General features: G+C 72.5%; 22 protein-coding genes. 7 read left to right on the plus strand and 15 right to left on the minus strand.

Features of this window, described 5'->3' with window-relative positions:
- Nucleotides 1–41: 41 nt before the first annotated feature.
- The 11 genes from hemL to hemE all read right to left on the minus strand — a co-directional run bounded on the left by hemL (nt 42) and on the right by hemE (nt 10,025).
- Complete coding sequence (gene hemL, locus QPJ90_RS04420; RefSeq protein WP_290133261.1) at nt 42–1,388, minus strand: glutamate-1-semialdehyde 2,1-aminomutase; 1,347 nt, start codon at nt 1,386–1,388, stop codon at nt 42–44.
- Nucleotides 1,385–2,440, minus strand: coding sequence for a porphobilinogen synthase (gene hemB / locus QPJ90_RS04425; RefSeq protein WP_290133262.1), 1,056 nt, complete (start codon nt 2,438–2,440; stop codon nt 1,385–1,387). The genes hemL and hemB overlap by 4 nt, the downstream gene beginning before the upstream one ends.
- Nucleotides 2,437–3,276, minus strand: a complete 840-nt coding sequence (locus QPJ90_RS04430; RefSeq protein ID WP_290133263.1) for a uroporphyrinogen-III synthase — start codon at nt 3,274–3,276, stop codon at nt 2,437–2,439. Before QPJ90_RS04430 ends, hemB begins: the two co-directional genes overlap by 4 nt.
- Nucleotides 3,277–3,296: 20 nt before the next feature.
- Nucleotides 3,297–4,352 (minus strand): hydroxymethylbilane synthase, encoded by a 1,056-nt coding sequence (gene hemC / locus QPJ90_RS04435; protein WP_290134163.1) that lies wholly within the window; start codon nt 4,350–4,352, stop codon nt 3,297–3,299.
- 59 nt (nt 4,353–4,411) lie between these two features.
- Nucleotides 4,412–5,650, minus strand: a complete 1,239-nt coding sequence (locus QPJ90_RS04440) for a ferrochelatase (RefSeq protein WP_290133264.1) — start codon at nt 5,648–5,650, stop codon at nt 4,412–4,414.
- On the minus strand, nt 5,647–6,378 hold the full coding sequence (gene hemQ / locus QPJ90_RS04445; protein WP_290133265.1) for a hydrogen peroxide-dependent heme synthase: 732 nt from the start codon (nt 6,376–6,378) through the stop codon (nt 5,647–5,649). Before hemQ ends, QPJ90_RS04440 begins: the two co-directional genes overlap by 4 nt.
- 95 nt (nt 6,379–6,473) lie before the next feature.
- Entirely contained in the window at nt 6,474–6,704 is a 231-nt protein-coding gene (locus QPJ90_RS04450) for a DUF3618 domain-containing protein (RefSeq protein WP_290133266.1), read from the minus strand.
- 68 nt (nt 6,705–6,772) lie between these two features.
- Nucleotides 6,773–7,231, minus strand: coding sequence for a phage holin family protein (locus tag QPJ90_RS04455; RefSeq protein WP_290133267.1), 459 nt, complete (start codon nt 7,229–7,231; stop codon nt 6,773–6,775).
- Complete coding sequence (locus QPJ90_RS04460; RefSeq protein ID WP_058724481.1) at nt 7,228–7,482, minus strand: hypothetical protein; 255 nt, start codon at nt 7,480–7,482, stop codon at nt 7,228–7,230. The genes QPJ90_RS04455 and QPJ90_RS04460 overlap by 4 nt, the downstream gene beginning before the upstream one ends.
- Nucleotides 7,483–7,587: 105 nt before the next feature.
- A complete protein-coding gene (locus tag QPJ90_RS04465) occupies nt 7,588–8,910 on the minus strand; it encodes an FAD-dependent oxidoreductase (protein WP_290133268.1) in 1,323 nt (440 codons plus the stop codon).
- Nucleotides 8,907–10,025 carry a uroporphyrinogen decarboxylase gene (gene hemE, locus QPJ90_RS04470; RefSeq protein WP_354670488.1) on the minus strand — a complete coding sequence of 373 codons (1,119 nt, stop codon included), beginning with the start codon at nt 10,023–10,025 and terminating at the stop codon, nt 8,907–8,909. Before hemE ends, QPJ90_RS04465 begins: the two co-directional genes overlap by 4 nt.
- A gap of 90 nt (nt 10,026–10,115) precedes the next feature.
- Here hemE and QPJ90_RS04475 point away from each other — a divergent pair, with 90 nt between their 5' ends.
- Together QPJ90_RS04475 and QPJ90_RS04480 are read left to right on the plus strand one after the other, a co-directional pair.
- On the plus strand, nt 10,116–11,435 hold the full coding sequence (locus QPJ90_RS04475; RefSeq protein ID WP_290133270.1) for a glutamyl-tRNA reductase: 1,320 nt from the start codon (nt 10,116–10,118) through the stop codon (nt 11,433–11,435).
- Between the two features lie 95 nt (nt 11,436–11,530).
- On the plus strand, nt 11,531–11,929 hold the full coding sequence (locus tag QPJ90_RS04480) for an NUDIX domain-containing protein (protein ID WP_290133271.1): 399 nt from the start codon (nt 11,531–11,533) through the stop codon (nt 11,927–11,929).
- 15 nt (nt 11,930–11,944) lie between these two features.
- Here the strand turns inward: QPJ90_RS04480 and QPJ90_RS04485 are convergent, their stop codons facing one another.
- Entirely contained in the window at nt 11,945–12,217 is a 273-nt protein-coding gene (locus tag QPJ90_RS04485; RefSeq protein WP_290133272.1) for a hypothetical protein, read from the minus strand.
- A 113-nt stretch (nt 12,218–12,330) separates the two neighbouring features.
- Between QPJ90_RS04485 and QPJ90_RS04490 the strand changes: the two genes are divergently transcribed.
- Entirely contained in the window at nt 12,331–12,981 is a 651-nt protein-coding gene (locus tag QPJ90_RS04490; RefSeq protein ID WP_290133273.1) for a DUF4232 domain-containing protein, read from the plus strand.
- A 19-nt stretch (nt 12,982–13,000) separates the two neighbouring features.
- Nucleotides 13,001–13,414, plus strand: a complete 414-nt coding sequence (locus tag QPJ90_RS04495; RefSeq protein ID WP_290133274.1) for a GNAT family N-acetyltransferase — start codon at nt 13,001–13,003, stop codon at nt 13,412–13,414.
- Nucleotides 13,415–13,475: 61 nt separating this feature from the next.
- Here QPJ90_RS04495 and QPJ90_RS04500 read toward each other — a convergent pair whose 3' ends face one another.
- Entirely contained in the window at nt 13,476–14,156 is a 681-nt protein-coding gene (locus QPJ90_RS04500; RefSeq protein ID WP_290133275.1) for a hypothetical protein, read from the minus strand.
- A 214-nt stretch (nt 14,157–14,370) separates the two neighbouring features.
- Between QPJ90_RS04500 and QPJ90_RS04505 the strand changes: the two genes are divergently transcribed.
- Nucleotides 14,371–15,216, plus strand: a complete 846-nt coding sequence (locus QPJ90_RS04505; RefSeq protein ID WP_290133276.1) for an aminoglycoside phosphotransferase family protein — start codon at nt 14,371–14,373, stop codon at nt 15,214–15,216.
- 11 nt (nt 15,217–15,227) lie between these two features.
- Here QPJ90_RS04505 and QPJ90_RS04510 read toward each other — a convergent pair whose 3' ends face one another.
- Both QPJ90_RS04510 and QPJ90_RS04515 read right to left on the minus strand, forming a co-directional pair.
- Nucleotides 15,228–16,187, minus strand: a complete 960-nt coding sequence (locus QPJ90_RS04510) for a serine hydrolase (protein WP_290133277.1) — start codon at nt 16,185–16,187, stop codon at nt 15,228–15,230.
- Nucleotides 16,187–18,151, minus strand: coding sequence for a M13-type metalloendopeptidase (locus QPJ90_RS04515; RefSeq protein WP_290133278.1), 1,965 nt, complete (start codon nt 18,149–18,151; stop codon nt 16,187–16,189). Before QPJ90_RS04515 ends, QPJ90_RS04510 begins: the two co-directional genes overlap by 1 nt.
- 125 nt (nt 18,152–18,276) lie before the next feature.
- Between QPJ90_RS04515 and QPJ90_RS04520 the strand changes: the two genes are divergently transcribed.
- Together QPJ90_RS04520 and QPJ90_RS04525 are read left to right on the plus strand one after the other, a co-directional pair.
- Nucleotides 18,277–19,614, plus strand: coding sequence for a solute carrier family 23 protein (locus QPJ90_RS04520; RefSeq protein WP_290133279.1), 1,338 nt, complete (start codon nt 18,277–18,279; stop codon nt 19,612–19,614).
- Between the two features lie 105 nt (nt 19,615–19,719).
- Entirely contained in the window at nt 19,720–21,036 is a 1,317-nt protein-coding gene (locus QPJ90_RS04525) for an MATE family efflux transporter (RefSeq protein WP_290133280.1), read from the plus strand.
- Nucleotides 21,037–21,170: the final 134 nt, after the last annotated feature.

Below are 21,170 nucleotides of genomic sequence, written 5' to 3' on the forward strand. Positions count from 1 at the left end.
CGGCCGGTCCCGCGGGGACCAGCCGCCGGCCGGGCGCGCCGCTAGGCCGTGGCGGCCGCCGCCGCGCGCGCCGCGGCGGGCAACGCGTCGAGGACCCGACCGACGGCACGGTCGTCGTGCGCCGCCGTGACGAACCACGCCTCGAAGACGCTCGGCGGGAGCGTCACGCCCTGGTCGAGCATGCTGTGGAAGAACGGCGCGTACCGGAACGCCTCCTGCGCACGGACGTCGTCGTAGTTCCGCGGCGCGGTCTCCGTGAACGCGAACGAGAACAGGTTCCCGGCGTGCTGCACGGTGTGGGCGACCCCGGCGGCGGACAGCGCCTCGCTCGTCGCGGTCGCGATCGTGGCAGCGGTGCGGTCGAGGTGCGCGTACACCTCCGACGTCGCGGCACGCAGGGTGGCGATGCCCGCCGCGACCGCGAGCGGGTTCCCGGAGAGGGTACCCGCCTGGTACACCGGGCCGAGCGGCGCGAGGAAGTCCATCACCTCGCGACGGCCACCCAACGCGGCGAGCGGCATCCCCCCGCCGATGACCTTGCCGAACGTCACGAGGTCGGGCTTCCAACCGGCACCGTCGGGCACGACCTTCGACGCCTCGAGGCCCCACCACCCGGCGCTGCCGACACGGAAGCCGGTGAGGACCTCGTCGACGATGAGGAGCGCACCGTGCGACCTCGTGATCTGCGCCAGGGCGCGGTTGAACCCGCGCTCGGGGGCGAGGACGCCCATGTTCGCCGCGGCTGCCTCGACGATCACGCCGGCGATGCGTTCGGAGTGCTCGTCGAACGCGCGGCGCACGGCGTCGAGGTCGTTGTACGGCAGCACGAGCGTCTGCGCGGCGGTCTCGGCGGTGATCCCGGCGGACCCGGGCATCGCGAGCGTCGCGACACCGGACCCGGCCTCGGCGAGGAGCGAGTCGGAGTGCCCGTGGTAGTGCCCGGCGAACTTCACCAGGAGGTCACGGCCGGTGTACCCGCGGGCGAGTCGGATCGCCGTCATCGTCGCCTCGGTGCCCGTCGACACCATGCGGATCTTCTCGATCGGCCCGTCGCCGTCGACCGAGACCCGCTGCTTGACGAGCTCGGCGAGCTCGGTCTCGCCCGGCGTCGACGCACCGAACGAGAGCCCCCGTGAGGCCGCCTGCTGCACGGCCTCGACCGTGCCGGGGTGCGCGTGGCCGAGGATCGCCGGTCCCCACGACGCCACGAGGTCGACGTACTCACGACCCTCGGCGTCGGTGACGTACGCGCCCTTCGCGGCGGTCAGGAACCGGGGCGTGCCACCGACCGAACCGTAGGCGCGCACCGGCGAGTTCACGCCTCCGGGGATGCTGTTCTTCGCACGCCCGAACAGCTGGTCGTTGGTGGTGGTCGTCGTGGTGGTCATTCGGGGGCCTTCCCGGTCGAGGCGACGCCGGACACCGCCGCGGTGCTGCCGGACGTGCGCAGGCCGGCCTCCTGGTTGAGCTTCCGCGCGACCTCGACCGCGAAGTAGGTGAGGATCGCGTCGGCACCGGCACGCTTGATGCCGACCAGTGCCTCCATCGCGGCGGCGTCGCGGTCGATCCAGCCGTTCTGGGCTGCTGCCGTGATCATCGCGTACTCACCGCTGATCTGGTACGCCCACACGGGGACCTCGGAGACGTCCGCCGTCCGCGCGAGCACGTCGAGGTAGCTCATCGCGGGCTTCACCATGACGATGTCGGCGCCCTCCTCGATGTCGAGCAGCACCTCGCGGAGGCCCTGGCGCCCGTCCGCGGCGTCGATCTGGTACGTCCGACGGTCACCCTGCAGCGAGGACGCGACGGCTTCGCGGAACGGCCCGTAGAACGCGCTGGCGTACTTCGCCGAGTAGGCCAGCAGGGCGGTGCCGCTGTGCCCGGCGGTGTCGAGGGCGTCCCGTGCGGCGGCGATCTGGCCGTCCATCATGCCGCTCATGCAGACGAGCTCGGCGCCGGCCTCGGCCTGGGCGACCGCCATGTCCCGGTAGCGGAGCAGCGTCGCGTCGTTGTCGACCGAGCCGTCCGCCGCGAGGACACCGCAGTGCCCGTGGTCGGTGAACTCGTCGAGGCACAGGTCGGACTGCACGACGAGCGCGTCGCCCACCTCTTCGCGCGCGACGCGGATCGCCACGTTGAGGATGCCGTCCGGGTCGGTCGCACCGGTCCCCTCGGCGTCCTTCGACGTCGGGACGCCGAACAGGTTCACGCCGCCGATCCCCTGCTCCGCCGCCTCGACGAGCGCGCGCCGGAACGAGTCGAGCGAGTGCTGCGACACACCGGGCATGCTCGAGATCGGCACGGCCTCGGTCGCGCCCTCGCGGATGAACATCGGCAGCACGAGTTCGGCCGGGTGCAGGCGCGTCTCGGCGACGAGGCGTCGCATGGCCGGGGTGGCGCGGAGCCGGCGGGGGCGGACCTGGGGGAACTGTCCGGTCACGATGACCTTCCTGATCGGGGTGGTTCTGGGGCTTCGGGTGCTTCGGGCGCTTCGGTTCGGAGTGCCTCGGCGACGGCGTCGAGCAGGGCGTCGGCGGAGCGGCTGCGTGCGACGACGTGCACGGGCAGACCGACCTCGCGCGCGGCCGCTGCGGTCCCGGGGCCGATGCACGCGATGCGCGTGCGCGGGTCGAGCGGGGTCATGCGGCGGGCGATCTCCGAGGCGACGCTGCCGCTCGTGACGAGCACCGCGTCGGGTGCCCGGTCGAGGCGGACCGGCTCGTCACCGGTCCCCACGGTACGGTACGCGACCACGTCCTCGACGTCGATCCCGCGGGCCCGCAGCCCCTCGACGAGCGTGGGTGCAGCCAGCTCGGAACGCGGGAAGAGGACACGTCCGGCGGGCTGCGGGAAGGCGGCGACGAGTCCGGCAGCGGACTCCGTGTCGGGCACCACGTCGACGGGCCAGCCCGCCTGCCGCGCGGCCCGCGCGGTCGCCTCGCCGACGCAGGCCACGCGCACCCCGGCCGGGAGGCGCGGCATGCGTCCGGCGACCATCCGCACGGCCGTCGCACTGGTCACCGCGAGCCAGGGGGCTGGCGACCCGGCCCCGCCGGGACCGGTTCCGACGGCGGACGGGGAGTCGTGCCTCCCGGCTTCCGCCGCCAGGCGCGCGAGCGCCGCGTCGAGGGCTGCCGGGTCCTCGGGGGGCGCGTCGGTGATGAGTGGCACCACGACGGCATCGAGTCCTCGTGCGCGCGCAGCCCCGGCGACCGTGGCACCCCACGCACCACCGCGCGGGACGAGCACGACCGGGGGCCGCGGCTCGTCCTGCACGGGAGTGTCGCCGTCCGTGGCTAGTCCGTGCTGGTCGCCGTGCCGGAGCCGGTGCTCGACGTCGCGTCGTCGGCGGGCTGCGCGGCGGCCGGGGTGGCCAGTCCGGGTCCGGCCGAGTGGTGACCGTCGGCCGGCGCGTCCGACACCGACGACGCCAGGTCGGCGAGTCCGGCCGCGCCGTTCTCGAGCAGTTCGGCGGCGACACGGCGGCCGACGTCGAGGGCCTCGTCGAGGCGTTCCTGCGCGGACCCGTCGAGGTGCGCCGCGTGCGACGCCGTGCGGTACTCAGAGCCGTCGGGGCGGTACACCGTCGCGCTGACGAGCAGGAGCTCGGCGTCGACGACCGCGGTCGCACCGATCGGCGCGGAGCACCCGGCCTCGAGCTTCGCCAGGACCTCGCGCTCGGCCGTCACCGTGAGGCGGGTCGGCGCGTGGTCGAGCTTCCGGAGTGCGGCGAGCAGGTTCCGGTCCGTCTCGTCCGACCGGATCTCGACCGCGAGCGCTCCCTGACCGGGGGCACTCGGCCAGAAGCCGAGGTCGAGGAGCTCCGTGGCGGCGCTCAGTCGGTCGATGCGCCCGAGTCCCGCGGCGGCGAGTACGACCGCGTCGAGGTCGTCCTCCACCCGGCCGAGGCGGGTGTCGATGTTGCCGCGGATGTCCACCACGTCGAGGTCCGGACGCTTGGCCTTGAGCTGCGCGACCCGGCGGGGCGACCCCGTGCCGACCTTCGCACCCTCGGGCAGCGAGTCCACCGTGGCGCCGTTCCGGGCCACGAGGACGTCACGGGCGTCGGCACGCTTGGGCACCGCCGCGATCGTCAGCCCCGGGTACGGCGCGGTCGGGAGGTCCTTGAGGGAGTGCACGAGGACGTCGACCTCGCCCGCGACGAGTGCTTCGCGCAGAGCGCTGGCGAAGACCCCGGTGCCGCCGAGGCTGGCGAGCGATGCACGGTTCGTGTCGCCCTCGCTGGTCACCTCGACGAGTTCGACGGGACGGCCGGACGCCTTCGCGAGGCGGTCGGCGACGTCCTGCGACTGCGACATCGCGAGCCGGCTGGCCCGGGTGCCGAGACGGATCGGTGCCGGACCGGCCGGCGCCTGCTCGGCTGCCGGCCGCTCGGCTGCTGCCTGCTCGCTCACGGTGCCAGGCCGGCGGCGGCGGGCTTGAAGCCGGCGCGCACGTTCTCGCAGCAGCCCGGTCGGCAGACGTCGTACCAGGGGCCGAGGTCGGTCAGGTGCGGACGCTCCGACGTCGGGACGCCGTTGACGCGCTCGAGCACGAGGTCGATCAGCCCGGCGACGTACGCCGGGTCGACGCCGGGCGTCTGCGTCCGGACCGACCAGAAGCCGAGCTCCTGCGCGGTCTCGGTGGCTTCCTCGTCGAGGTCCCACATGACCTCCATGTGGTCGCTCACGAAGCCGAGCGGGACGATGAGCACGGCGCGGGTCGGTCCGCCCTTGAGCTCCTCGTTCATGTAGTCGTTGATGTCCGGCTCGAGCCAGGGCTGCGTCGGGGGGCCCGAACGCGACTGGTAGACGAGCTTCCACGCGGGCTTCGACGTCCCGGCGAGGTGCGCGTGCTCGGGCTGCTCGACGAGCTCGTTCCACGCCTGCTCGAGGACGACCTCGGCGACCGCGAGGTGCTGCGCCTCGTACGCGCCGTGCTCGTCGAAGCCGCGGAAGTCGGGCCCGGAGCGGGCGGCGTCGGCCGAGGGGATCGAGTGCGTCGAGAACAGCACGTGCAACTCGGTGCCGAGGTCGAGGCCCTCGTTCTCCGCGATCGCCTTCGCGAGGCCGTCACGCACGCCGTCCACGAACGGCCGCACGAAGCCCGGGTGGTCGAAGAACTGCCGGACCTTGTCGATCTTGATCGTGTCGATGAGGCCAGTGGCGTCGAGCACGCGGGCGTAGTCCTCGCGGTACTGCCGGCAGCTCGAGAACGACGAGTAGGCGCTCGTCGCGATCGCGATGAGGTTCGTCAGCCCGCGGTCTGCGGCTTCCGTGAAGGCGTCCTCGAGGTAGGGGTCCCAGTTGCGGTTGCCCCACAGCACGGGCAGGTCGATGCCGCGCTCCGCCAGTTCGGCCTCGAGCGCCGCCTTCAGCGCGCGGTTCTGCGCGTTGATCGGGCTGACGCCGCCGAAGTGCCGGTAGTGGTGCGCGACCTCTTCGAGCCGCTCGTCCGGGATGCCGCGGCCACGGGTGACGTTGCGGAGGAACGGGATGACGTCGTCTTGGCCCTCCGGACCGCCGAACCCGGCGAGGAGGATCGCGTCGTACGCGGTCGGGACCTCGACGTGCTCGGGTCCGTCGACCGCGGCGGGCGTCGCGGCGAGGACGGCTCCGTGTCCGTTCGTGATCTGGCTGGTGTCGGTCACGACAGCACCTCCGGCAGCTCGGCGGTCGTCACGCGACGACCCGTGTAGAAGGGCACTTCCTCACGCACGTGGAGGCGTGCCTCGGTGTAGCGCAGGTCGCGCATGAGGTCGACGAGGTCCACCAGGTCGGGGCTCTCGAGCGGGAGGATCCACTCGTAGTCGCTCAGGGCGAACGTCGCGATGGTGTTCGTCAGCACACGGCGGTACTTCGCGCCGGCGACGCCGTGGTCGCGGAGCATCTTCGAGCGCTCGTCCTCCGGCAGGAGGTACCACTCGTAGGAGCGGACGAACGGGTACACCGTGATCCACGCCTCGGGGTCCTTGCCGCGGAGGAACGCGGGGGTGTGCCGCTTGTTGAACTCGGCCTCGCGGTGCATGGCCATGGCGTGCCAGACCGGCTCGGCGTCTCGGAAGAGCGGGGTGCGACGGATCTCGCGGAGCACGGCCTGGATCGCCTGTGCGTCGTCGCCGTGGAGCCAGATCATGACGTCGGCGTCGGCACGGAAGCCGGAGACGTCGTAGAAGCCGCGGATCGTGACGCCGCGGTCGGCCGCGGCGGACACGACGCCGTCGAGCTCGGCGACACCGTCGTCACCGACCGGGGTCACCGCCCCGACCGGGCGGCGGACGACGGCCCACAGGGCGTAGGCCGTCAGGAGGTTCGGGTCGATGCCGGAGGCCGGGTCGGTCTCGTGTGCGTCGCCCGGAGCGGGCACGGTGGAACTCATGGGTCCTTTGTCCTATCGGTTGCCAGGGATTACCTCGGCCCCTGCCGAAGAGCGCCCGACGAGGAGGACCCGCGCGGCGGCGATGCGTCGGCCGGTCACCGCCGTCGGAGCACCGCTACGACGATACCCCCGACCACTGCCACGCCGGCTGCGAGCCCGGCCAGGTACGGCACGGGGTTCTCGTCCGCGCGCCGCTTCACCTTCGCGGCGGCGATGCCGAGCTGCTTCGGGACGTTGAGCTTGTCCTCGATGGCGTCGAGGGTGTCGAACAGCTGCGCGCGGGTCGCCGCGACGCGGTCGGCCAAGTCGTCGTGCTGGTCGGTCACGGTTCCTCCGTCGGTGGTGCTGGTGCTGGTGGCGTCTGCGCGACCTCGGTCGCTGCCTGGGGTCGGCGTCAGAACCGGCCGCCGACGTCGGGCTTGCGCGATCCGTACTGCGTCCCCGGGGTCGGCTTCTTGCCGAGGCCCTTCACCGCGTTGACGTCGTTCTTCACGCTGTCGATCGTGCGCTTCGGCGTGATCGGCAGCCCCTTCTTGAAGCGCTTCCACCCGATCAGCCCGAGGATCGCCGCGACGACGAGCATGACGACGGCGACGACCAGCGCGGCGAGCCACGCCGGCATCACGGTCGCGAGGCCCATCACGGCTGCCGTCAGGAGGACGCCGATCGCGTACAGCACGATGACGAGCGCCGCGATGAGGAGCCCGGCCGCGAGCGCGAAGATCTTGACCTTCGCCAGCATCTCGGCCTTGAGCAGGTTGAGCTCACCGGTCACGAGCTCCTTGACGAGCTTCGGGACGTCGCCGACCAGACCGAACAGCGAACGCGGCTTGCGGTCGCGGGTGTCGGTCATGAGGTGTGAGCGTCCTTCTTCTGCCCGACCTTGCGGACGACCTTCTTGGTCTGCTCGCCGACGAACTCCGCGACGTCCGGGGTCTTGTCGGCGATGAACTCCTCAGCCGTGTGGACGCCCTTCTGGACGCCGTTGCTGTTCCAGATCTTGCCGCTGACGGTCTTGATCTGCTCGTACCGCGCCCTTCCGGCTCGTGATCCCAGGACGTACCCGAGTGCTGCGCCGGCGACGAACAGGAGCTTGCCTCGCATGTGCGATTCCTCCGTTGGGTCAGTGTGCGGTGGTCATGCGCCGAGCGGTATACGTCCGGCGTCTCCCCAACAGTAGCCCTCGGGCACCGCTCGGTCCGCCCAGGTTCACAGGTCCGTGTCGTCCAGGATGCGTTCAGCGGCTGTCCGGGCGGACGCGACGATGCCCGACAGCCCGCGACCGCTCGAGGTCTCCCCGATGCCGATGACGCCCTCGGCGAGGCCGGCGGCGGTGGTGTCCGGGCCGTGCCACCGGACGCGTGCAGCGCCACGGACGCGGTCCGTCCCGAACCGCACGCCCAGCAGGGTGACGGCGTCGCGGACGGCGCGCACGCCGGCAGGGTCGGCCGGGTCGACCGGGAGGCTCGTGGCCACGTCCGACACGTCGGCGTGCGTCGCGTAGCTGAGGCGCAGGACGTGCGCACCGCCCGTCGCTTCGGCGAGCCAGGGCCACTTCACGGTGGCGTGCGTCAGGGCCTTGGCACCGACCCCCTCGGCGTCCGGGTGCACGAGCATGCCCGTCCCGCGCGGAGCGGCGTCGAGGGCGGGTTCGTCGACGACGAGCGTCACGAGCTCGATGCCGGTGCGGTCGGCCGCCGCCGTGCGCTGCGGGTCGGCCGTCGAGGAGAGGACGTGGTCGGCCACGAGCGTCTCGGTCTCGCCGTCCGCTCCGGTGACCTCGACGTGGTGTCCGGCAACGGCGGTCGCGCGCGTGCTGAGCCGGACGTCGACCCGGTAGGTCTCCATGTCCGCCACGAGTTCGTCGACCAGACGGACGATGCCGCCGCGGATGCCCTGGACGGCGGAGCCGGCAGCGGCACGGGAGCGGAGTGCGAGCACCGCTCGGCCGAGCGAGCCGTCCCGGAGCAGCGCGGCGCGCAGCCCCGGCGCCACACGGTCGGGGTCGAGGCGGTCGGGGTGCGTCGAGTGCACGCCGCCGGCGATCGGGACGACGAGGTCGTCGAGCACCCGCTCGCCCATCCGCTTCCGGACGAGCTCGCCGAGCGACGCCGCCTTCGCGCCGACGGGGGACGGCAGCAGGGAGTCCATCTGCGCCCGCAGTCCGGCCTTCTGCCCGATCACGGCGAGGACGTCGGCCGCCATCGGGGTGCTCGGGATGCCGAGGAGGCCCGTGGCGGGGATCGGCGCGGTGCGACCGTCGCGGGTCATCAGCCACGCGCCGCGCTGGTCCGGCGTCACGATGTCGTTGCCGAGTCCGAGTTCGATCGCGAGCCGGCTGATCGCGTCCGTCCTGGTGGCGAAGGAGTCCGCGGCCATGTCGAGGTCGATGCCGGCGACCGTGTGCCGACGGACCATGCCGCCGAGCACGCCGGACGCCTCGACGAGCACCACGTGGGCACCCGCCTTGGCGAGGTCCCGCGCGGCGACGAGGCCGGCGACACCACCACCGACGACGACGACGTCGGTCACGCCGGCTCCCCCGCCGTCCGGCCGGAGCCCAGGGAGTGCACGAGCTCGACGACGCGGGTGATCACGGTCGGGTCCGTCTCGGGCGGGACGCCGTGCCCGAGGTTGACGACGTGCGCACGGGCCGATCCGCCGCGACGGACGACGTCGCGCACGTGGGCCTCGAGCACCGACCAGGGAGCGGAGAGCATCGCCGGGTCGATGTTGCCCTGCACGGTGACGTCGGTGCCGACGCGGCGGACGGCCTCGTCGAGGGGGATGCGCCAGTCGACCCCGACGCCGTCGACCACGACGGAGTCACCCCCGAGGGTGGTCATGTCGTGCAGGACCTCGCCGCTGCCGACGCCGAAGTGGATCCGTGGGACGCCGAGGTCCGCGACGTGCTCCAGCGCCCGGGCGGAGTGCGGCGCGACGGACGCGAGGTAGTCGGCACGCGGCAGCGATCCCACCCACGAGTCGAAGAGCTGCGCGGCCGAGGCTCCGGCGAGCACCTGCGCGCGGAGGAACGCCCCCGACACGTCCGCCGCCCAGGCGAGCAGGCGGGACCACGTCTCCGGGTCGGCGTGCATGAGCGTGCGGGCGCGGATGTGGTCCTTCGACGGACCGCCCTCGACCAGGTAGGCGGCGAGGGTGAAGGGCGCGCCGGCGAACCCGATGAGCGGCGTGCTCCCGAGCTCGGCGACCGTCCGCGCGACGGCCTCGGTGATCGGTGCGAGCGACGCCGGGTCGAGGGGCTGCAGGGCGTCCACGTCGGCCGCCGTGCGGATCGGGGAGCCGAGGACCGGACCGCGACCGGGGACGATCTCGACGTCGACGCCCGCGAGCTTGATCGGCACGACGATGTCGCTGAAGAAGATCCCGGCGTCGACCCCGTGCCGACGGACCGGCTGGAGCGTGATCTCGGACGCCATCGCCGGGTCGAGGCAGGCGTCGAGCATCGCCGTGCCGACCCGCAGCTCGCGGTACTCCGGCAGCGAACGCCCGGCCTGCCGCATGAACCACACGGGGAGCGTCTCAGGTCGGTCGCCACGGAGCGCACGGACGAGCGGGGAACCGCTGGTCAGGCCGGAGGTGAGGGGGTGCGTCCCGGGGAGGGCGGAGGCGGGGGCGTCGGTCACCGAACGATTCTCCCACCGGCTGTCCGGGTGGTTCCCGCACATCCGTGCAGCCAACCGCCGGCACACCGAGCGCGGGTTACCATGGAACACGTGCTCATCTGTCTCACGGCGTCGCACCGCAACGCCAGCTTCGATCTCCTGGAGCGACTGAGCATCGGCGCACCGACCGCCGCGAGCCGTCTCGTGACCGACTCCGACGTGTTGGACGGAGCCGTCGTCCTCGCCACGTGCAACCGCTTCGAGGCCTACCTCGACATCGCGGGGGACGACCGTGACTCCGCCGTCTCGGCCACCGTCGACGCCGTCGCCACCGCCAGCGACCTCTCCCCGACCGAACTCCGCGACTCCGTCCGGGTGCTCGGCGGCAAGGACGTCGTGCAGCACCTCTTCGCGGTGTCCAGCGGGCTCGAGTCCGTCGTCGTCGGGGAGACCGAGATCTCCGGACAGGTGCGTCGCTCCCTCGAGGACGCCCGCTCGAACGGCACCACCACCTCGGACCTCGAGCGCCTCTTCCAAGAGGCCGCGCACACCTCCCGCGGCGTCAAGACCCGCACGCGCATCGGTGCCGCCGGACGGTCGCTCGTCCGCCTCGGCCTCCAGCTCGCGTCCTCCCGCGTGACCGACTGGGCGCAGACCCGCGTCCTCCTGATCGGCACCGGCAGCTACGCCGCGACGACCATCGCGGCGCTGCGCGACAAGGGCGCCGCGAACATCCAGGTGTTCTCGCCCTCTGGTCGTGCGTCCTGGTTCGCGGCGAAGCACGACCTCGTCGCCGCGCGTGACCTCCGCCAGGCCATCGGGTCGAGCGACGTCGTCATCACCTGCACCTCGAGCGAGGTCCCGGTCGTCGCACCGGCGGACCTCGACGACGGCGTCCGTCGGATCGTCATCGACCTCGGGCTCCCCCGCAACGTCGACCCCGCCGCGGCCGGTGTCGACGGCGTCGAGCTGCTCGACCTCGAGACCATCAGCATCCACGCGCCGATCAACGAGCTGAACGCCGAGTCCGAGGCCCGCGCGATGGTCGACGACGCCGTGTCGCGCTTCCGCGCACAGGCGCTCGAGCAGTCGACCACCCCCGCACTCGTCGCCTTCCGCAAGCACGTGTTCGACATCCTCGACGACGAGATCGACCGGGCGAAGCGTCGCGACGGCGACCCCGAGTCCGTCGAGCAGACCGAGCGTGCCCTCCGCCACCTCGTGGGCGTGCTGCTGCACCGGCCCTCGGTCCGAGCACGGGAGCTCGGTCGCGCCGGTCGTGGCGAGGAGTTCGTCGGCGCGCTCGACGCGCTCTTCGGCGTGCAGCCCGCCCCCGAGACCGAGGTGCCGAGCCCGGTCGTGCCGCTCGCGGAGCGCACCGCGCCCGCCCGTGACGACGCGGACCGCACCGACGAGGCGGACGCGAGCTGAGCCGCCCCACGCCCACGGCCGCCACGCCGCTCCGCAAGCTCCGCAGCGCGGCGGAACCGGGGCGCGTGGGCCCTCCGGCCGTCCCCACGCTGCGCGTGAGCGCGCTGCTCCTCGTGCGCGACCGGCGGGTCCTGATGGTACGTGCGCGGGGGCGCGACGTCCTCTACCTGCCCGGCGGCAAGGCCGAGCCGCGCGAGACCGACGTCGAGGCGGTGCTCCGCGAGGCGTACGAGGAGACCGGACTGCGCCTGACGGCACAGGACGTCGAGCCGTTCGGGACGGTCACGGAACCCGCGCACGGGCAGGCGCCCGGCACGATGGTCGCGATGGCGCTGTTCACGGTCCGGCCTGGAGGCACGCTCGACTCCGCCACGCCCATCGCCTCGGCAGAGGTGGACGAGGTGGAGTGGGTCACCTCCGCGGACGCGGACCGGTGCCCGCCCGCCGGTGTCGAGACGCTCCGGCGGCTCGTCGCCGCGGACCTCGTCGACTGACGGGCACGACCCGGGCTACTCGTCCTTGTCGGTGTAGTGGCCGACTCCCTCGGTGCCGGTCGGCTCCGGCTCGCCGGGGATGTCGCTCTCGACGTACTCACCCTGCTCGCCGTCCGGCGTCGGACGACCCTCGCCCGGGATGTCGCTCGACACGAACTCCCCGACCGGCTCGGTGCTCGCGACGTGCTGCTCGCCCGGGATCTCGCTGTCGGTGAAGGCTCCGGCGCGGGGTTCGACGCCGTCCGCGCGACCCTCGTCGCCGCGTGCCTGCTCGTGCTTGTCCGTCATGGCGGTCTCCGTCGTCCGTGGCACGGGCCCTCCCGTGCCGGTGACCGCGAGTGTGCTCGCGGAGGCTGGACACCGCCCGAGTCCGGGTCGCTCGACGGTGGTTGCGTGGGTCCATGCAACGCAGCACCGTCCCCAGGGTCCTGTCCGTCGCCGTCGGGCTGATCGCCGTCGGCGTCCTCGCCGGGTGTGCCGGCGGAGGTGCGGCGACGCCGAGCGCCACGGCGACGGCCACCGAGACCGTGACGGCCACGCCGACGCCGTCCTCCACGCCGTCGTCGTCCGCGTCGGGGTCGTCGGGCACCGGGTCGTCGTCCGGCGGGGTCGCCCGGTGTGCCGCGTCGTCGTTGTCGCTCACCGAGCAGCCGGGCAGCGGCGGCGCCGCCGGGAGCACGATCATCCACCTCGCGTTCACGAACACGGGTTCGTCGACGTGCACGCTGCAGGGCTGGCCGGGCGTCTCGTTCGTCGGTGGCGGCGACGGCCAGCAGATCGGTGCCGCGGCGTCCCTCGACCGCTCGTCGCCGCACCCGACCGTGACGCTCCGCCCCGGACAGGTCGCGGTCGCGCCGCTGAAGATCGGGCAGGCCGGCAACTACTCCGCCGCGGACTGCTCCCCGGTGACGCCCGACGGCTACCGGGTCTACCCGCCCGGGTCGAAGACGTCGCTGTTCCTCAAGGACGAGGGGCGCCAGGCGTGCCGGTCGTCGGACGCGCCGCTGCTCAGCGTGCAGGCGCTCGTGCCGGAGGGTCAGGCGACCGACTGAGGCCTGCCACGATGGGCGCATGGTGACCATCGCGACGGACGTGCCGACCTCGGACGAACTGATCGGCCTTTACACATCGGTCGGCTGGTCGGCCTACACCCGTGATCCCGACCTGCTCGAGGCCGCGGTGTCGGGTGCGCACCTCGTGGTGACCGCCCGCGTGGACGGCGTGCTGGTGGGGCTCGTGCGCACGGTGTCGGACGGGGCGACGATCGCGTACGTGCAGGACGTCCTCGTGCGCCCCGAGCACCAGCGGACCGGGGTCGGCCGGGCGTTGCTCGCCGAGGTGCTCCGCCGGTACGACCACGTGCGCCAGACGGTGCTGCTCACCGACGCCGAACCCGGGCAGCGGGCGTTCTACGAGTCACTCGGGTTCGTCGAGGCGCACGACGTCGAGCCCGCTCCGCTGCGGTCGTTCGTGCTGCTGCGCTGAACACACGAGAGCGCCGCCCCCGTGGTCCGGGGGCGGCGCTGCTGCGTGGTGGTGCGGGGTGTTACTTGATCTTGGCGGTGATGGTCGCGGTGCCCACGAGCAGGCCGCGCTTGACCGCGTCGGTGCCGAACGTCTTGTTCAGCAGACCCGCGGCGTCCTCGGAGACGTGGACCGTGGTACCGGTCAGGATCGCGTTGTCGCCCTCGAGCTGCAGCGGCTTGAGGGTGCCGCCCCAGAGCTCGAACAGGTACGCGTTCGCCGCGGCGACCTTGCCGTTGACCAGCACGTCACCGTAGAGCTTGGACGACCCCGGGTTCACCACGAAGTTCTCCAGCGTCACCGTCGTGTCACCGGCCTTGAGCGTCAGCCCCGAGTCGTCGTGGTTGAGCAGCCCCTGCACGTACGGACGGTACGAGCCGTCCGGGTTCCAGTACGTCACCGAACCGGCCGTGATCGGGAACGACACCGACCCGTCCTCGAGCTTGGCGTTGCCCGACACCCCGGGGGTGAGCTTCAGCGCGGTCAGCGCGTCGGTGAAGCCCGAGTCGAGCTTCACCGCGGTCGTGCCACCGAGGACCTCGGGCACCGACGCGACCGGCGCCGGGATCTTCGACGAGCTGGAGGAGACGGTGTGCACCGACGGGGTCGACGCGTTCGCGGCGCCGACACCGAACGCGGCGCCACCGAGGACGAGCGCGCCGGTCGTGGCGAGGGTGATCGTGGTCTTCAGGCTCTTGCGCATGATGTTCTGTCCTTTGCTGTGTCGCGCTCGGCGCGGCGTTCGATGGCGCGCCGAACCGACCCGTCGACGGGTCGAGAACCAGCGATCTGCGGCTGGTGAGCGCTCCGGGTGGTTCCCGGTCTGTGCAGGGGATTCGACGCCCTGCCCGGAGTGGATTGGGACGACTTCTCGCCGTTACCGTTCCGTGACATCGGGCGCTCGCTACCCTTGCCCGGTGACCGCTACGAGCCAGCAGGAACGCGTCGTCGAGCAAGCCGTCGTCGACCGCGGCAGCGCACTGGTCGGACGGCCGCTGCACGCCGTGCGCGTACTCACCGGCGGACAGCACGCCCGCACCGTCCTGGCCGACGACGGCGAGCAGCACGTCGTCGTACGGACCTTCCCACGCGGCGACGACGCCGTCCTCCGCGAGGCCGCGGTGCTCGCACGACTGGAGCCCCTCGGCGTCCTCGCGCCCCGCCTCCTCGCGCACGGCACCGTCGACGGGCTGCCGACCGTCGTCACCTCGGCCCTGCCCGGCTCCGTGCCGCCCGCCGACCTCGACCTCGGATCCGCCGCCGACCAGCTCGGCGCCGCACTCGCACGGGTGCACGAGCTCGATCCGACCGGGCTGCCCGACGACGGACGGGCACCGAAGCGCGTCGCGGGCCGTCTGGCCGGTGCTGCGCGCGCCGTCTGGCCGACGACCGACCAGGCTCGCGTGCTCACCCACGGCGACTTCTGGAGCGGGAACGCCGTGTGGCAGGACGACCGTCTCAGCGGGATCGTGGACTGGTCGGGTGCGATGTCGGCTCCTCGTGGCGTCGACGTGGCGTGGTGCCGACAGGACCTCGTGCTGCTGGGCTCGACCGACGCCGCCGACCGGTTCCTCGCCGCGTACGAGCGCGCCGGCGGTGTGCGGGTCCTCGACGTGCACGCCTGGGACGTCCTGGCCGCGGCACGCGCCGACCCGTACGTGGAGACGTGGGCGCCCAACTACGCCGGGATCGGTCGGGAGGACATCACGGCGCGGGTCATCCGGCAGCGGTTCGACGCGTGGGTCCGGCGCCTCCTCGACTGAGACGGTGCCGGTCAGCGGCGAGCGGGCAGGTGCACGGCCTCGAGCACCTCGGTGCCCATCGTGCGCAGGGCATCCACGACCGCCAGTCGCCGCTGCAGGGTGGCGTCGTCGAACGTCACCGTGACCGCGTAGCTCACGGAGGACGCCGGACCGCGGAGGATCCCCGCCTCGGCACGGACCCCGAGCGACGAACCCGTGATCGACACGACCTGCAACCCGTGGTCGAGCGACCGGTGGGCCAGCGGGTCGAGCGCGAAGGAGCCCGCCACGAGGGAGAGGTCGCTCGACAGGGAGAGCCACCCGAGCACCCGGTTCGAGACGGCCTCGTCGACGACCTCCCCGAGTGCCAGCCCGCGGAAGAGCCAGCTCAGCTCCCCGGTCGCCGCCACCGAGGCATCAGGAGCGTCGTCCGGGCCCCGGCGGTCCCGGATGCGGTCGATGAGGGCCGTCCGCTCGATGCCGAGCGACTCGGCGCGCTCGCGGACGGCGTCGATGCCGACGGTCGAGAGCAGGGCGTTCATGGCCCAGGCGTCCGCGGCGGCGCCGACCAGGGTCGCGAGGTCCGACACCTGCATGGTGGACTCCTGCAGGAACTGCCACAGGCCGGCGCCCGTCGCGGTGTCCCGGGCCATCCGCTGCAGGCGGTCGCCGTGCAGACCACCGTCCTCGAGCAGTGCAGCGACCTCGATGAGCAGCAGCACCCGCCCGAGGCTCGCGACCGGTTGGACCAAGGTGTCGTCGACCGCGAGCAGCGCCTTGCCGGTCGACGTGTCGATGACGGAGGCACTGACCCCCGCACCGTCCCTCGCCAACGCACCGAGTGCCTCCAGGGTGGCTCCGAAGCGCTCGTCGGCACCGCCACGGTGCCGGCCGTGCGCACGGCCGCCGCTGCCGCCGCGCGATCGGTCGCCGTCGCCGGCCGACCCCTGACGGCGTCGCCGGGACGGCAGAGCCGCGTCCGGCTCGACCATCACCAGATGGCGACGCGCTCGGCCGGGTCGAGGTACATCGAGTCGCCCTCCGTCACGCCGAACGTGTCGTAGAAGCCGTCGATGTTGCGCACGACCTGGTTGCACCGGAACTCGTTCGGGGAGTGCGGGTCGATGCTGAGCAGGCGCGCGGCCTCCTCCGGACGGATCGCCATCCTCCAGGCCTGCGCCCAGCTGAGGAAGAAGCGCTCTGCGCCGCTGAGCCCGTCGACCACCGGCGGCTCCTGACCGTCGAGGGACAGCAGGTACGCCTTCCACGCGATCGAGAGGCCACCGAGATCGCCGATGTTCTCACCGATCGTCAGCGCGCCGTTGACGTGACCGTCGGGGACCTCGGTCGGGACGAGGGCGTCGTACTGCGCGATGAGGGCCTTCGTGCGCTCCTCGAACGCGGCGCGGTCGGCCTCGGTCCACCAGTTCTGCAGGCGACCGTCGCCGTCGTACTGCGACCCCTGGTCGTCGAAGCCGTGACCGATCTCGTGGCCGATCACGGCGCCGATCGCGCCGTAGTTCGCGGCGGGGTCGCGTCCGGCGTCGAAGAACGGGAACTGCAGGATCGCGGCGGGGAACACGATCTCGTTGAAGCCGGGGTTGTAGTACGCGTTGATCGTCTGCGGGGTCATGAACCACTCGTCGCGGTCGATCGGCTTGCCGATCTTGCCGAGCTCACGGTCGACCTGGAAGCTCGCGACGGCGCGGACGTTGCCGATGAGGTCGTCGGCGGAGACCTGCAGCGCCGAGTAGTCGCGCCACTTCACCGGGTAGCCGATCTTCGGCGTGAACTTGTCGAGCTTGTCGAGGGCCCGCGCGCGGGTCTCGTCGGTCATCCAGTCGAGACCCGTGATGCTCTGGCGGTAGGCCTCGACGAGGTTCGCGACGAGCTCGTCCATCTCGGCCTTGGAGGTCTCGTCGAAGTGCTCCTGCACGTAGATGCGACCGATCGCCTCGCCCATGGCGCCCTCGACCAGGGAGACGCCGCGCTTCCACCGCTCGCGCTGCTTGGGCGCTCCGGTCAGTGCGGTGCCGTAGAACGAGAAGTTCGTCGCGGAGAACGCGCTCGTCAGGTAGGCCGCCGAGCCGCGGACGACCTGCCAGCGGAGCCAGTCCTTCCACGCTGCGAGCGGCTCGGTGCGCAGCAGTCGCGCGAGCCCGGTGATGAACGACGGCTCGCGGACGACGACGGTCTCGAAGGCACCGGCCGGGGCGTCGATGGCCTCCCACCACTGCCGCAGGTCGATGCCCTCGGCGAGCGCCGCGACCTCGGCCCACGGAAGCTTGTTGTAGGTCTTCTGGCTGTCGCGCGTGGTGACGTTGTCCCAGTGCTCGGCGGCGAGGGCGGTCTCCAGCCCGATGACGTTGTCGCTGCGGTCGCCCGCGTCGTCGAAGCCGGCGAGCGGGAACATCGCGGCGACGAACTCGCGGTACTTGGTGCGGATGTCGGCGAAGCGGTCCTCACGGTAGTACGACTCGTCGGGCAGACCGAGGCCGCTCTGCTCGAGGAACACCACGTACGAATCGGGGTCGCCCGGGTCGTTGTCGACGAAGAGCTGGAGGAAGCTCGGCAGGCCGAGGCGCTCGAAACGACCGACCATGCGGACGAGGTCCTCGACGGAGTCGACCGTGTCGACCTCGGCGAGCAAGGGCTCGATCGGGCCGGTGCCCAGCTCCTCGAGGCGCGTCTCGTCGACGAACGCCGTGTAGAGGTCGCCGACCTTGCGCTCCTCCGTGCCCGGGGCTGCCTGCTGGGAGCGCTCGACGATCTCGCGGACGGCGAGCTCAGCCGCCTCGGCGAGGACGGTGAACGACCCGTACCGCGCCTTGTCGTCGGGGATCGGGGTGGCGGCGACCCATGTGCCGTTGACGTGCCGGTAGAGGTCGTCCTGTGGGCGCACACCGGCGTCGAGCTCGTCGGTGTGGATGCCGGAGGTGCTTGCGACGTCGGTCATGCCGTCCACGATAGCCACCGTTGCCCTGTGCGCGGGCGGCCAGCCCGAGCGGTCACCAGCGGCACTCGTCCACAGATCGGTTCGGTCCTCGTCACGGGCCTCGCGGTGCCACTACCGTTTCCCGCATGGGACTCCCTTGGAAGCTGCACGGCGACGGCCGCACCGTCTCGGCTACGACGATCGTGGCCCCCGACGAGCGCCTCGGCTGGGGACGGACCGTCGGCCTCGGCGTGCAGCACGTCGTGGCGATGTTCGGCGCGACCTTCCTCGTCCCGCTCATCACCGGTTTCCCGCCGTCGACGACCCTGCTGTTCAGCGGCATCGGGACGATCCTGTTCCTGCTCATCACCGGCAACCGCCTACCGAGCTACCTCGGTTCGTCGTTCGCGTTCCTCGCACCGATCGGCGCCGCCACGAAGATCGGCGGCATCCCGCTCGCCCTGTCGGGGATCATCGTCGTCGGGGCGCTGCTCGCGGTCGTCGGACTCGTGGTGCACCTCGCCGGCGCCGGGTGGATCGACCGGGTGATGCCGCCGGTGGTGTCCGGTGCGATCGTCGCCCTCATCGGGTTCAACCTCGCGCCCGCCGCACGCGACAACTTCGTCAAGGCGCCGGTCATCGCGCTGATCACCCTGCTCGCCATCATCCTCGTGACCGTCCTGTTCAAGGGGCTCATCGGGCGGCTCTCGATCGTCATCGGCGTCGTCGTCGGCTACGTCGCGGCGGTCATCGCGGGCGAGGTCGACTTCTCGAAGGTGGCGGCGGCGCCGTGGATCGGTCTGCCGACGTTCACCGCCCCGGCCTTCGACGCCGGCCAGCTCGCGATCTACCTCGGCTTCGTGCCGGTCGTCCTGGCACTGGTCGCCGAGAACGTCGGCCACGTGAAGGGCGTGGGACAGCTCACCGGCCGCGACCTCACCCCGCTCACCGGGCGTGCGCTGTTCGCGGACGGGGTGTCGACGGTCCTCGCGGGCATCGGCGGCGGATCCGCGACGACGACCTACGGCGAGAACATCGGCGTGATGGCCGCCACCCGCGTGTTCTCGACCGCGGCGTACTGGGTCGCGGCGATCGTCGCGGTCCTGCTCGGACTCTCCCCGAAGATCGGTGTCCTGATCTCGTCGGTCCCCGCGGGGGTGCTCGGCGGAGCGACGACCGCGCTCTACGGCCTCATCGGGATCATCGGCATCCGGATCTGGGTCGAGAACAAGGTCGACTTCGCGAAGCCGAAGAATCAGCTCACGGCGGGGATCGCGCTCATCATGGGCATCGCGGACTTCACGTTCTCGTTCGGCAGCGCGACGTTCGGCGGGATCATCGTCGGCACGGTCGCTGCGATCGTGGTGTACCACGTGATGGACCTCATCGGCCGGGCCCGCGGGACGGACCCGGCGACGCCTGCGGCGTCGGACGCGGCCCACGCCGCGACCGGCGCGGTCCCCGCGGAGCCGCGCGCCGACTGAGACGCCGCCACGGGACGGACGGGAGGCTCGTGGCCGGCCCGCGCCCGAGCCTCCCGTCCGTCCCGTGCGCGCCGCGCGAGCCGCGCGACCCGTCAAGATGGTCCGGTGCACCTGAGGACCGAGACCCGTCGAGTCGACCGGGACATCGTCCGGCTCGCCGTGCCCGCGCTCGGCGCGCTCGTCGTCGAACCGCTGTTCCTGCTCACCGACACCGCCCTCGTCGGGCACCTCGGCCAGACGCCGCTCGCAGCGGTCGGTCTGGCGAGTGCCGTCCTCCAGACCGTCACGGGGCTGCTCGTCTTCCTCGCGTACTCGACCACCCCTGCGGTCGCGCGGGCCCTCGGCGCCGGTGACCGACGCGGAGCCGTGCACGCGGGCATCGACGGCATGTGGCTCGCCCTCGTGCTCGGGGTCGTGCTCGCCCTGGTCGGGTGGCCCCTCGCGGCACCGTTCGTCGATGCGTTCGGCGCCGCGCCGGAGGTCTCGGCAGCAGCGACGGCGTACCTCACGCTGTCGCTCGTCGGGCTGCCGGGGATCCTCGTGGTGACGGCGTCCACCGGGCTCCTGCGCGGACTGCAGGACACGCGGACCCCCCTCGTGGTCGCGACCGTCGGGTTCGTCGCGAACGGGCTGCTCAACGCGGTCCTCATCTACGGCGCGGGCTGGGGCGTCGAGGGTTCGGCGGCCGGGACGGTCGTCGTGCAGTGGGCGATGGCCGCCGTCTACGTGGTGATCGCGGTGCGGGCAGCCCGGGCGTCCGGTGCCCCGCTGCGCCCCGGCGCCTCGGGGGTGGCACGCGCGCTCCGGTCGGGGGCGTGGCTGTTCCTCCGCACCGCCTCGCTCCGGATCGCCATGCTCGCGACGGTGTCGGTGTCGGCGGGACTCGGCACCACGGGGCTCGCCACGACGCAGGTCGGGCTCACCGTGTTCTCGACGCTGGCGTTCGCGCTCGACGCCCTCGCGATCGCAGGGCAGGCCCTCGTCGGCCACGGACTCGGAGCGCGCGATCCCGACCGGGTGCGGCTCGTGACCGGCCGGCTGGTGCTGCTCGGGATCGTGGGCGGCGTCGTGCTCGGACTCCTGACCGCGGCTGTGAGCGGCGTGCTCGGGCCGGTGTTCTCGGGCTCGAGCGCGGTGCAGCAGGCACTCCCCCTGGTGCTGGTGATCGTCGCGGTGGGGATGCCGGTCGCCGGGTACGTGTTCGTGCTGGACGGGGTGCTCATCGGCGCCGGGGACGCGCGGTACCTGGCACTCGCGGGCGGCGTGAACCTCGTCGTGTACCTGCCGCTGCTGTGGTGGGCGGGCGGGACGCTCGCAGGGCTCTGGGCTGCGTTCGCGCTCGGGTACATCGGCGTGCGCGCGGTGACGCTCGGGGTGCGGGCGCACCGGCGGGGCTGGATCGAGGTGGCGCTGGCCCGTTGAGCGGCGGCATCCGCGCGCCCTGGTGAGGGCGCGCGGGTGCCGTGACAGCGACAGATGTGCCGTGTCGCTCTCGCGAGAGCGACAAGAACCGTGCGGATCCCCGCGGCAGACTGTCGCTTTCGCGAAAACGACGA

Source organism: Curtobacterium sp. 458 (assembly GCF_030406605.1).
Taxonomy (GTDB): Bacteria; Actinomycetota; Actinomycetes; order Actinomycetales; family Microbacteriaceae; genus Curtobacterium.